This window comes from Rhizobium sp. AC27/96 (assembly GCF_001692325.1).
Classification (GTDB): Bacteria; Pseudomonadota; Alphaproteobacteria; order Rhizobiales; family Rhizobiaceae; genus Rhizobium.
The window spans coordinates 16,514-28,611 of record NZ_LXKN01000028.1 but is presented as its reverse complement, the minus strand read 5'-3'; the positions used below and the strand labels follow the sequence as shown (position 1 = coordinate 28,611).

The following is a 12,098-nucleotide window of genomic DNA, read 5'->3' as shown; positions in this document are numbered from 1 at the left end:
TCATGCCACCCACCGCCCCAAAGCGGTTTCCGACCAGCAGAGCGTCAATTCGCTGCCGTCCCAGAGACCTATGCCGTCAATCGCCTCGAACTGCAGAAGCGGCCAACTTGTCGCCGATTGCGATTTTGCCAGTGGCAGATTGACTTGGTTGCCGCTGAGGTAAACGGCCTGACCTGACCGTTTCAATCGCGCCCCGCGGAACATGATCGGATAGTCGCCAAGCCAGGGTTTCTCGATCAGGGCTTCTTCATAGAGACCGTAAGCAACGTCGAGATCGTGGGTGGGCAAAGCGAGGGGAGCATCGGACGCGTCGCTGCCGGTGATCTGCCTGACAATCAGCGCCCGCAGCGGCACGCTCGACGGGTAAAAGACCAGCTCGGCGTCAAACGTATCGCCGACACTATAGCCGCTTGAGGAAGAGCCGGTGGAAACCGGCACATATTCGATCAGCACAGCATGGCGGTCGCTTCCATGAAGCCAGGTCTCGATCCGGCGCAATTTGTCCGGCTGTACCTCGCTGCGAGTTGCCCACACGCGCCATGTGCTGGCAACCCGCTCCGCCCGTTCGTCCGCAAGAAGTGCCTCGCGCGCAATGGTCCATCCGATCATCTGCCTGATATCGTGGCGCAATGGTTCCGCCAGCAATTCCTGCCGGCGATATGCCTGCGCCATTAGATGCAGCATGCCAAGCTCCTGAACGACGGCGGTTGGTCGCGCCGCCTCCGCTAGCGCAAATAGCCGTGCCGGTATGGTATCCACGCGAGCGGCCAATCCCGGAGCCTTCGCATCGAACAGGCGCTGCGCCATGACCTTGCACATCGCAATCGCCTTGGAGGGGAACGCGGCAAGCCCCGCATCCATCTGGTCTGCAAGCCAGACATCCAGTTCGTCGAGTCCGTTTGCGATGGCAGCTTCCCGCTCGAGGCGATTGCGTTCGCGCGCTGCGGCCGCGCGCGCCTCCGATTTCGGATCGACTGCGATCTCGGTTTCCTCAACCGCCGCTATCGAAGCCTTCGGCCTTTCCGCGCCGGTCGCGGGCGCAATAGTGGATGGTCCGCGTCGCCGCGAAAGCCAATCGTTCACCCAGTCCGGCGGCGTACCGGTCGAAAAATCGACCCTACCTTCGACACGCATCCACATGAGAGCGAGCGAATGCTTGCAGGGGAACTTGCGGCTCGGACAACTGCATTTGTAACCGGCGTCCGCTTCGGTCACGGCAATTCTGTAGGGAGTAGCACCGGACCCCTGACATTCACCCCACAAGAGGCCCGAACCATCCTGAGCGAGCGTCGGCCAAGTCGAGGGTTTGAGAAGCTTCTTCGCCGCCGCAAGCGAACCCTGATCTGGTGCGAGTTCCTCGACCTTTGCCAGACTTAAACTCAATGGAAGCCTCGACTCGATTACATCCCATGATAGTGACTTCTGGCATGACACAGGAGAATGTGCAACGCCAACTTGATGCGGTGTTAGCCGCGTATCAAGTCGCAACTATTGCTGGTGCGCAATATTAGGCCGGCGTTCGCCGAACACTCAATACCTGGTCTTGGTGGGAGATGACCCGGTAGCCCTATTCGAGGCTTTAGCGTCAACGCCAAATAGAAAACGCTCACCCCATTACCCCATCTCGGGGCCGATGGCGGCTTCGAATTGCGTGCCACGCCATATTGCCGAGGCTTCGGAATCGGCAAACAGCAACCGAAGATGCCCGATGATCTGGCCTGCGCGCGGGTCTGCCAGGCGATAGGTGACAGCCTTGGTCAGGCGCTTGCCGACAATGATCCCCGCATCCCGCAATTCGCCAATCTGTTGGGACAGCGTCGGCTGATGGACGTCCAGAATCTGCTCCAGCTCGCCGACGGTCCTTGCCCCCTCCATCAGCACGCAAAGGATCGCCAATCGCACCGGGTTCGACATGGCCTTCATAAAGTCCGACGCCGCGCCGATGGCGCGGCATTTTACCTTGGGAGCATGCGGTTTGCGCTGGGCGCCATTCTCGTTGTCAGTCTTCATCGTGTGGTTTCGGCTCGATTTTGATGAGAATATTTTTCTCATCCTGTCCAAATTTTCAGCGTGAGATTTCTCGCCGCAAATTCCATAGTCAATATATATATTTATATAACAACTTTCAACGAGGGGAATGCCTTGGCTTTCAGGATTGGCCATCATCCAAACAATCTGCATCTCCGGCTCGCATCGCTATGGCCGGGCGCCTTTGCCGGGATGAGTGCGGAATTTGTCGGCTATATCGAAGGGCGAGACACGGCGGCCAAGTTGGCGCGTGGTGATTTCGACGTCGGCGGAACCGGCTCCACACCGCCTATCCTTGCGGCAGCCTCCGGTCTGTCGGTGACCTATCTCGCTGCTTCGGCGCCCCGGCCGGCAAACGGGGCGATTTTGGTATCAAAAACCTCGGATCTTGAAACCATCGACGATCTGAAAGGCAAGTCGGTCGCGTTGGTCGATGGATCTTTCCTCACCTATTTCCTTGCCCGGCAGCTAGAAGAAGCCGGTCTGAAACTCCCTGATATCAAGCGTCTCGATATGACGCCCGAACTATCCCGTGATGGGCTGAGGTCCGGACAGATCTCGGCCTGGATCGCCATGGCGCCACATCTGGAGCAGTCGCTGGTCAGCGGCGAATTCCGCGTACTTGCCCATTGCGGCAACCTTATCCCGAACCGTTCGCTGTTCTGGACCATTGGTGACCGGCAATTGTCCGAGGAGATGAGGAGCGATTTTACGGGCGAATTGCAGCGCCTTGGCCAGGAGATCACAGCCGACCCTGAAAAAGCAGCGGCCCTGCTGTCGGTGAGCAGCGATGAGTCGGTGCGGCGGGCCTGGACGCGCGTGGTCTCCGAGCGCAACTGGCAGGTGATTGCCGCCGATGCCGCACTGCTGCGAGAACAGCAAGCCGAAGCGGACACGCTTTTCGCCCACGGTGATCTGCCGGCGAGACTGACAATAGACACAGCAAGCGACAAAGAGATTTGACATGAATGTGCTCTGGTACATGTGCGCGCCTGATGGCGCCTATCCGTGGAAGCCCGAGGGATCGCGCACCATCGACTACGGCTATTACAAGCAGCTCGCCCAGGCCTATGACCATCTCGGCTTCACAGGCGCGCTCTTTGCCACCGGGGCTCATGATGTCTGGCCGCTTGCCGGCGCGCTCCTTCCCTATACGGAACGCATGAAATTCCTGATCGCTTTCCACCCGGGGCTCGTCGCGCCGACGCTATTGGCGAAGATGGCGGCGACGTTCCAGGAGTTCTCCAACGGCCGGCTGATGCTGAACGTCGTCTCCGGCGACGCCAAGATGCTCGGCGCCTACGGCATGATGCTGCCCCACGACGAACGCTATCAGATGGCCGACGAGTATTTGACCCTCTGGCACCGCCTGATGGCCGGAGAAAGCGTCACGCATGAGGGCAAGTATTTCCAGACGGTAGGAGCAAAGCTCGCCCTTCCCGTCGGGTCGGCGATCAAGAGCCCACCACTATGGTTCGGCGGTTCCTCCGACGGTGCCATCGAGGTCGCCGCCAAGCATGTCGAAACCTATCTCTCCTGGGGTGAAACGCCTGAGCAGATGGGCTTGAAAGTCGAGAAGGTGAAGGCGCGTGCGGAAGCCCATGGCCGCGAGCTCAACTATGGCATACGTCTATACGTGATCGTCCGCCAGACCGACGAAAAGGCCTGGGAAGCAGCCGCGGATCTCTATGAGCAAATGGACGAGACGGCGATCGCAGCCAACCAGCGTTTCGTCTCCAACACGGATTCGGTTGGTCAACAGCGGATGAGCGCGATGCATGGCGGCATCAAGCCCGCCAACCTGCGCGATCTCGAGATCTCTCCCAATCTGTGGGCGGGCATTGGCCTGGTTCGGCCCGGCCCGGGCACCGCGATCGTCGGCTCGCCCGATACGGTGATCCGGACACTGGAAGCCTACCAGAAGGTCGGGGTCGACACGTTCATCCTCTCCGGCATGCCGCTTCTGGAGGAAGCTTACCGCTTCGGGGAACTGGTGTTGCCACGCCTTCCCGTCGAGCGCGTCGCCCCGGAACGCAAGCACTTCACCTGGTCGACGCTGTTCGACCGCGATCTCGGCGGGAAGCCCGCGAATGGCTGAGATTTCAACCACCGACCCGAACCTCTCACGCCCGGCCGATGGTCCTACTCCGCGTCGTACCGGCGGTGAGCGGTTCGCGCGACTTGCCGCACGCCTTGTCTCGCCGGTTGCCATCATCGCTCTCTGGCAGGTCGCCAGCATGACGGGCTATCTCTCCCCGCGCACGCTCGCAGCACCCAGCGAGATCCTCGGCGCCGCGCAACGGCTGGTCATCTCCGGAGAGCTGGTGACGGGCCTCGCAGTCTCCTTTCTACGGGTACTGATCGGCTTCTCCATCGCCCTCGTCGTCGGCATCGTGCTGGCGCTCGCGGCAGGGCTCTCCAGGTTCGGCGAATCCGCCATCGATCCGCCGTTGCAAATGCTGAAAGCCATGCCCTTCCTCGGGCTTCTGCCCCTCTTCATTCTCTGGTTCGGCATCGGCGAAGCGCCAAAGATCGGCCTTGTCGCCTTCGGCACCGTCTTTCCGATCTATCTGACGCTGCATGGCGGAATTCGCGGCATCGACAGAAAGCTGATCGAGGCCGGCCGCACGCTCGGCCTGAGCACATTCGGCATCATCCGCCACATCATCATTCCCGGCGCCCTCCCCTCTCTGCTCATCGGCGTTCGATACGGCCTAAGCGTCGCCTGGCTGAGCCTCGTTGTCGGCGAGCAGATCAATGCATCAAGCGGCATCGGCTATATCATCACCTATGCGCGCGACTTCCTGCAGACGGACGTCATCGTGGTCTGCCTCATGGTCTACGCCATCATGGGCCTGCTGACCGATGGCCTTGTGCGCCTGATCGAAGCCTATGCACTACGCTGGCGCCCGCAGGTGATCGCATGAGGGCTCTAGTCGATATCCGTGGTCTCACGCGCTCCTTCGGCGGTCCCGCAATCCTTGACGGCATCGATCTGACGATCGCAGCCGGCGAGTTCGTGGCGCTCCTCGGGCGTAGCGGTTCCGGAAAATCCACCTTGCTCCGCGTTCTTGCCGGGCTTGACGACGCGCCGGCCCGGCAATTGCAGCTTCCGCAACGCCGTTCCGTCGTGTTTCAGGAGCCGAGGCTGATGCCCTGGAAGACGGTCACCGACAATGTCACGCTCGGCGTGAAGCGCCGGGATGCGCGATCCGTTGCGGCGCAAGCGCTTGAGGATGCCGGCCTCTCGCATCGGCAGAATGCCTGGCCGCTCACCCTCTCCGGCGGCGAGGCGCAGCGTGCCGCCCTTGCACGCGCACTGGTACGCGAACCCGAGATTTTGCTGCTGGACGAACCGTTTGCCGCGCTCGATGCGCTGACGCGCCTGCGCATGCACGGGCTGGTCTTCGATCTCTGGCAAAAGCACAGGCCGGCGGTGCTGCTCGTCACCCACGACATTGGGGAAGCCATCACGCTCGCAGACCGCATCCTCGTCCTCGATGGCGGCCGCTTCACCAAGGAAATTCGTGTCTCTCTCGACCATCCGCGTCGGCGCAGCAGCCCGGAAGCAGCCCGCATCGAAGCCGAACTCCTGACGGATCTCGGCGTCGAACCCTTACACGCCTGATACCAATCGCTCTCACGCCCGCCATCCCGGCAGATCGGAACAGAAAATGATCACCAAACGTCAATTCTTCATCGCCATGGCCATGGCCATGACGGCCGCCATTGCCACACTTGCGCCTGCGGCCCAAGCGGCGGACCAGGTGGTGCGTATCGGCTGGCTGCGAGGCCCGAATGACATCACGCTCGCCAAATCGCGCGGCACTCTGGAAAAGGCACTGGCCGACAAAGGCATCAAGGTGGAATGGGCGGGCCCCTTCCCCGCCGCCGCCCCTGCCTTTGAAGCCCTGAATGCCGGCAGCATCGACATCACCGCCGGCAGCTCAACCTCCGCCATTGCGGCGCTGGCGGCCAAGGTCCCGCTGGTCGTTTTCGCCTATCAGAAAATGGCGCCGGGGTCGGAAGGGATCGTCGTAAAGAAAGACTCGGGTATCACATCCATCAAGGATCTCGCCGGTAAGAAGGTTGCGGTCAATCGTGGCGGAACCGGCGAATATTTGCTGATGCAGGGCCTCGAGACCAATGGCATCGATCCGAAGTCCGTGGAGCGCATCTATCTGAGCCCCAGCGATAGCGGCCCGAGCTTCACGCAAGGCCACGTCGATGCCTGGGCGACCTGGGACCCCTTCCTGACGATCGCCGAGAAAGCCTATGACGGCAAGGTCGTTGCCGACGGCGGCGCCATCAAGTCCGACAATGCGGTGGTCCTTGTCGCAAGCAAGGAGTTTGCCCAATCCAAGGCCGATCAGCTGCAGCTGGTCTTCGACGTCATCAAGTCGGAAAATGCCTGGGCGGTTGCCCACAAGGCCGAGGCCGGCGCCATCTGGGTCAAGGAGATGAATGTGCCGGCCGATCTTGCAGGAAAGATCGGCGAGAACAATGCCGCACCGACGACGGCCGTCACACAGGCAGATGTCGCGCAGATCGGCAAGGTTGCCGAATGGTACGCCAAGAGCGGCATCATTCCGGCCCTGCCGGATATCGCGTCCGGCGTCGTCTCGCTTAAATAGACATTGGTATCCAACGATACTTTTTCGAAATCTGGCCCCGGCAACACTGCCGGGGCAAGGGTTGCGATTATAGAGCCCGACCCGACATTCCTCATTCATCCGCCCGCAATTCCAGCTTGCTGGAGAACGGCATGATGCGGCCAAGCCTGGCCGCATCTTTAACCTGTACACTCTGCGATGGCGCTGGTTTCTCCGTCAGAGGCAGAGATCAGTTGCGAGGTTGCAGCAGCGCCAGCGCGAGCGTCGCTGCGGCGAGCACGGCGGTCAGAGCCAAAGGTCCGGTTGGGCCATAGGTGTCCACGACATAGCCGCCGACAACCGCGCCGATGGTGATGGCAACCTGGAAGGAAACGACCATCAAGCTACCTGCTGCTTCGAGCGCATCTGTCGCCGCGCGGGACAGGTTGGTCGGCAGCACGACAGGTGCCATGCCGAAGGCAAAGCCCCAAAGCGTAGCGAAGCCGAAGGCAACGCCGATATGGGCGCCCCAAAGCACCAGGGCGAGCGCCGCAAGTGCCATCAATGCTGACGTGACTGCGAGGGCCATGTGGATATTGGTGTCGGCCATGCGACCACCGGCGATGTTGCCGATGACGGCAGCGATACCAAATCCGAGCAATGCCAGCGCAATCGGGCCAGTCGTCAGGAGCGTCACGTGCTCGAGGAAGGGGCGGACATAGACCGAGCCGGCAAAATGCCCCGTCATCAGCACAAGGATGGCAAGCATACCGAGCTGTACCCCGCGACGCCGCGTTAGCCTGAAGACGTCGGCAAGACTGTTGCTTGTCGTTGCGGGCAAGGTCGGCAGGCTAAGTAGCTGCAGCAGCATGGCGATCGCGGCCAGTCCCGCAGTAATCGCCATGGCGCTGCGCCAGCCCAGCCAGTCACTGATCAACGCACCCATCGACGGCGCGGCAATGGTGGCGAGCGAGACGCCGAGGGTGACGATGGCCATGCCCCGACCCGTTGCATTGGCACCTACCAGTCTCGCGACGACTGCAACCGAAAGTGCCCAGAAGGAGCTGATGGCGATACCGAGCCCCGCTCTGGCCAACAAGAGCAACCAGAAATCGGTCGCCACCGTCGCCAGGATATTGGAGCCGATCGCCAGGGCGCTGAGGGCGACCAGCACCGTCTTGCGATTCATTTTGCCGATAAGAACATTGCTCAACAAGGCGGTCACGGCGCCGACGGAAGCCGTCGCGGTGACGACCTGCCCGGCGGTTCCCTCGCTAATGCCGAGATCGCGCGCCATCGGCGTCAGCAGGCCTGCCGGCAGGAATTCGGCTGATACCAGTGCGAAGCTGGTGGCCGCCAGTGAAAGGACCGCAAACCAGGTCTTCGCGCTCCAAGCGACCGGCGCGATGGCATCAAGGTCTTCCGCCGCGCCATCAAGCTGTATTGTTGTATCCGTCATTGAAGATCTCCAAGGTTTGGATACCTTCATAGACCAATCTGACCGGATGAAATGTATCTTAAAATCCGAAATTCATGTCTGTTCGTCGGGAAATTGTGCGCCGCACAACACCCGGCGAGACATTAGTGATGCGTTTGAACGCGCGAGCGAAGGATGCTTCGGATTCATAGCCCAAACGGGCCGCGACTTCGGCAACCGACATACCGTTTTGGCCCAACAACTCCCCGGCAAGCTGCATGCGCAGGCGCGCGAGATAACGTGCCGGTCCTTCGCCCAGGACAGCACTGAAGCGCTCGGCGAAAATCGAGCGTGATTGGCCTGCCAAGCCGGCGAGGTTTTCGAGGGTCCAGTTGTGGCCCGGATCTCGGTGCATGGCCGCAAGGACACGCCCGATATGCGGGTCCCGGATGGCGGCAAGCCAGCCTGTGGTCGAGGCTCCCGTGCAATGGACCCAGCAGCGGATGAGCCGGGCGGTCAGCAGGTCTGCCATTCGGGAGAGAATAGTGGCACTGCCCATCTGTGGCTGCGCGGCTTCCTCGGTCATGGCCGCGAGCAACGGACCTACGATCGGGTCATGGCCGGCCACGTCGCAGCCCTTGATGATGGGTGGCATCAGCGTGATGAGGGGGTTCAGCGCACAGGCTCCCAAGGCCATGGAACCGCAGAAAAGCGTGCTTGCCGCGCCAGTTCCTTCGCGCATCACCTCGCACACATTGCTTCCGAGGTTCGTTATCTGGCAACCATCGAGCGAATCTCCCACAACATCAGGCGCGCTGGCCAGCCGATGAGCGGTGCCTTGCGGAAGCAGCACCAGATCGCCCTTGCGCAATTCCTGCCAACCCTCTGCTTCGGTGTGGATCCAGCACGGACCTTGGCTGACAAAGTGAAAGCGAAGAAACGCCTGTTGTGGAAAAGCGATGCTCCAGGGATGCCGGAGTTCGCAGCGACCATAGTTCACGCCGCTCAAGCGAAAGTCTTGCAAGACTTCGCTTAGCGCATCCATCGGAATGTTTTGGTGTGAAGATGCTTCGGATGAACTGATAGACATTTTGCATATATATATGCCGAACGTCCGGCCGGCAAGAGGGAGACAATCGCTTGGCACTGCTCCTGATGCGTTGATTGAGGCCAAGCATTCCACATCAGCCCACCAGAGTGTGGCGAGCTGATGTGTTCAAATTCGAATGGAGTTGGGGCCGGACTTGAGCGGTCGAGCACCAAGGCTCCACTCCGGCTCAATGGCAGACGCCGGAGATGGCCGGTAAAAACCGGCACCTCACAAGGGACCAGTCCCATCAATTTCCGTTTCTACTTGGCCAGAACAATATGTGTGGCCCGCTCCGTCGGAACATGTTCGACTGTCCGATATCCCAGGGCGTGAAGATCAATGCCGCTAAAGAGCGGTTCTCCTTGCCCGAGTGCAACGGGAGAAAAGGCAAGGTGAATTTCATCGACATGGCCGGCTTGAATATATTGCCTCACGGTGTCGGCGCCGCCGCCAATCTTGATGTCCTTTGCGCCTGCCGCTTTGCGGGCCCTTTGCAGCGCCTCCTCGATGCCGCCGGTGACAAAGTGAAATGTCGTTCCACCGAGCATTTCGATTGATGGTCTGGGGTAGTGCGTCAATATGAAAGTCGGCGCGTGATACGGCGGATTGTCGCCCCACCAGCCCTTCCATTGATCATCGGGCCATTCGCCGCGAATGGGCCCGAACATGTTGCGACCGAGGATGAAGGCACCGAAGCCTTCCATTGCGCGTTGGCCGAACCGATCATCAAGGCCCGTTTCTCCGTCGCCTTTTCCGAGCATCTGGCGAAACGCCCGCGTCGGGAAAAACCATTGAAAAAGCTCCTCGCCTCGCAGACCAAGCGGGCGATCCAGGCTCTGGTCGATGCCCGCAGCGAAACCATCAAGCGAGACGCTCAACCCAGCGACTTTTACTTTCGTCATTCCTACCTCCGTCCGTGCCGGCTCCATAGAGCAGAGATCCGCGCCGGCGCATCGCGGTTAACTCTATTCTGCAGGACGATTGGGATTGTCGGGAGCCGACAATTTCAAAAAAAATTTTCGGTAGTGCCGAGTAAGGCCGGAAATACCAACTGCGGCGGCAGAGAATTCCGGCACCATCTTTGTTGTCGTCGCGTTCGATCAGATTTCGCGAGCCAGCCAACGAACCATATTGGCCATCAGTATGTCATAGCCCTCCCAGCGCATGAATTCGGCCGACAGCCAGTGAGGACCGATATCGGTCATCCAGGCAAGCGATCTTCCGGCGCCATAATCGCGCACGGCCAAAAGCGGCAGATCACGTCCACGGTTGATGCAGCGGACCAACGTCGCCTCTTCCAGATTCGCCCGGGCAACGACACGGTTCATGCCGAGGACGAAGGGGAATGAGGACTTCAGCCCTGCGAGCACCGGATGGCTGGTGTCAACCACAAATGGATCGAGTCCCTCAGGCGCCTCCAGCCCATCCGGATAGGGGCTGATCTCGACTGGCATGCAGTCTTCGACGGCCGTTCCATGGAACATCCCGGATCCGTCCATGCCCTGGAAACCGGTATAGCCGCCGGCCATCATCAAGCCCCCGCCCTGCTCCACCCAGTGGCGAAGCAGTTCCAGACGGTTGACCGAGCGCTGCCCCATTCTGGTTTCTGGCGTATAGAGCAGCGACAGCGCACCGACATCCGAGATGACGACAGCGGAGTATTCAGCGAGTGCCTCGAGTGACCTTGGGAATTCAGCCTCGCATCGCTCCCCGCCGATTTGTACGACCTCGATGCCTTGGGCCGCGAGCGCCTCGATGTAGCGCGTTGCGCCGTTTAAGTATCGGGACGAGGCGCCAACCTCCATGCCCTTGGAGGCAAACGACGTGACGTGAAAGGTCTCGCCCGCGAGCAATACCGGCTTCATGATAAATCCTTCTATGGAAGCGAGGGCAACGCCTGAGTGGCGTTGCCCGAAGCGTATCAGAACTTGAATTCTTCGATATTCGCCGGCGTAACGATCTTGGCTGGCCCGAGCAGGACTTCGCCCTTTGCTCCGACCTTATACGATCCAAGGCGACCTGCGGTGAATGTTTCGCCTTCCTTGCCGGTAACCTTGCATTGCGCGACGGCCTGAGCCGCATAATAGGTCAGATATCCGAGATCCTTGACGTTCCACCAGATATCCTGGACGGAGCCATCCTGGATGTACTTCTTGATCAACGTCGCGGGTGCAAGGCCGGTGAGCTTGATCTTGCCGAGAAGACCGGCCTGATCCATGGCGCGCGCGGCTGCCGGCAGACCGATGCCGGCCGGGATGATGATGCCCTTCAGGTTGGGAAATGCTTGCGCAAGACCGAGTGCCTGCTGCTGGTTCACCTGCTCGCTCTCCTGGCCGTAGGCGACCTGAACGAGCTTCATCTTGGCGTATTTCTTGTCGCCTTCCATCTTCTTCTTCATGAAGGCGATCCAGGCGTTCTGGTTCGCAGCAGTCGGCGTGGAGGACAGGATGGCGAAGTCGCCCTCATAGTTGATGAGCTGGCCCATCGATTCCAGCATCATCTCGGCCAGGCTGTCGCCGGCGGCCTGATTGAGGAACACCGTACGTGCGTTCGTCGCCACATCCGAGTCATAGGAGACGATCTTGACGCCCTGCTTTTCGGCGCGGCGAAGAGCAGGAGCAACGGCATTCGCGTCATTGGCTGAGATGGCGATAACGCCGACCTTCTGCGAGACCAGATTGTTGATGAAGTCGATCTGCGCTTCGGCGGTTGCCTGCGAAGGCGCCTGCTTGATCGCCTTGCCGCCGATCTCGCCTGCAGCCTCTTCGGCACCGGTCTGGGCAACCTGGAAGTACGGATCGGTGTCGAGCTTCGGCAGGAAGCCGACAGTCACGGGAGCCTTCGCGCAATCCTCCGCGCTTGCCGTTGCAACGCTCGCAATCAGGGTGCTGGCAAGAAGTATCGATGTCAAAATCTTGGATTTCATGTGGTTTCCTCCTCTTAAAATCCGGCTTGAATGAACAGACGAGCC

Annotated in this window: 12 protein-coding genes; 5 read left to right on the top strand and 7 right to left on the bottom strand. The window is 60.4% G+C overall.

All coding sequences use genetic code 11. The features are described from left to right. Both A6U86_RS21060 and A6U86_RS21055 read right to left on the bottom strand, forming a co-directional pair. Positions 1-1,383, bottom strand: coding sequence for an SWIM zinc finger family protein (locus tag A6U86_RS21060; protein ID WP_068394921.1), 1,383 nt, complete (start codon positions 1,381-1,383; stop codon positions 1-3). 231 nt (positions 1,384-1,614) lie between these two features. Continuing rightward, on the bottom strand, positions 1,615-2,010 hold the full coding sequence (locus A6U86_RS21055) for a metalloregulator ArsR/SmtB family transcription factor (RefSeq protein ID WP_244510036.1): 396 nt from the start codon (positions 2,008-2,010) through the stop codon (positions 1,615-1,617). 132 nt (positions 2,011-2,142) lie between these two features. Here A6U86_RS21055 and A6U86_RS21050 point away from each other — a divergent pair, with 132 nt between their 5' ends. The 5 genes from A6U86_RS21050 to A6U86_RS21030 are packed head-to-tail and all read left to right on the top strand — an operon-like array spanning position 2,143 to position 6,662. Then, positions 2,143-2,991, top strand: coding sequence for an ABC transporter substrate-binding protein (locus A6U86_RS21050; protein WP_068394920.1), 849 nt, complete (start codon positions 2,143-2,145; stop codon positions 2,989-2,991). Position 2,992: 1 nt separating this feature from the next. Further along, entirely contained in the window at positions 2,993-4,126 is a 1,134-nt protein-coding gene (locus A6U86_RS21045) for an LLM class flavin-dependent oxidoreductase (RefSeq protein WP_068394919.1), read from the top strand. Further along, positions 4,119-4,955 (top strand): ABC transporter permease subunit, encoded by an 837-nt coding sequence (locus A6U86_RS21040; protein WP_068394918.1) that lies wholly within the window; start codon positions 4,119-4,121, stop codon positions 4,953-4,955. Before A6U86_RS21045 ends, A6U86_RS21040 begins: the two co-directional genes overlap by 8 nt. Next, positions 4,952-5,656, top strand: coding sequence for an ABC transporter ATP-binding protein (locus A6U86_RS21035; RefSeq protein WP_068394917.1), 705 nt, complete (start codon positions 4,952-4,954; stop codon positions 5,654-5,656). Before A6U86_RS21040 ends, A6U86_RS21035 begins: the two co-directional genes overlap by 4 nt. A 46-nt stretch (positions 5,657-5,702) precedes the next feature. Then, positions 5,703-6,662, top strand: coding sequence for an aliphatic sulfonate ABC transporter substrate-binding protein (locus tag A6U86_RS21030; RefSeq protein WP_244510034.1), 960 nt, complete (start codon positions 5,703-5,705; stop codon positions 6,660-6,662). Between the two features lie 208 nt (positions 6,663-6,870). Here the strand turns inward: A6U86_RS21030 and A6U86_RS21025 are convergent, their stop codons facing one another. The 5 genes from A6U86_RS21025 to A6U86_RS21005 form a co-directional block, all read right to left on the bottom strand. Further along, entirely contained in the window at positions 6,871-8,079 is a 1,209-nt protein-coding gene (locus A6U86_RS21025; RefSeq protein WP_068394916.1) for an MFS transporter, read from the bottom strand. Positions 8,080-8,137: 58 nt separating this feature from the next. Next, the gene (locus tag A6U86_RS21020) at positions 8,138-9,127 is read right to left on the bottom strand and encodes an AraC family transcriptional regulator (RefSeq protein ID WP_141683769.1); all 990 of its coding nucleotides are present in this window, start codon (positions 9,125-9,127) and stop codon (positions 8,138-8,140) included. A 260-nt stretch (positions 9,128-9,387) separates the two neighbouring features. Next, positions 9,388-10,029 carry a dihydrofolate reductase family protein gene (locus tag A6U86_RS21015; protein WP_068394914.1) on the bottom strand — a complete coding sequence of 214 codons (642 nt, stop codon included), beginning with the start codon at positions 10,027-10,029 and terminating at the stop codon, positions 9,388-9,390. A gap of 198 nt (positions 10,030-10,227) precedes the next feature. After that, a complete protein-coding gene (locus A6U86_RS21010; RefSeq protein ID WP_068394913.1) occupies positions 10,228-10,992 on the bottom strand; it encodes a glutamine amidotransferase in 765 nt (254 codons plus the stop codon). 56 nt (positions 10,993-11,048) lie between these two features. Then, positions 11,049-12,053, bottom strand: coding sequence for a rhamnose ABC transporter substrate-binding protein (locus tag A6U86_RS21005; protein ID WP_068394912.1), 1,005 nt, complete (start codon positions 12,051-12,053; stop codon positions 11,049-11,051). Between the last annotated feature and the right edge of the window lie 45 nt (positions 12,054-12,098).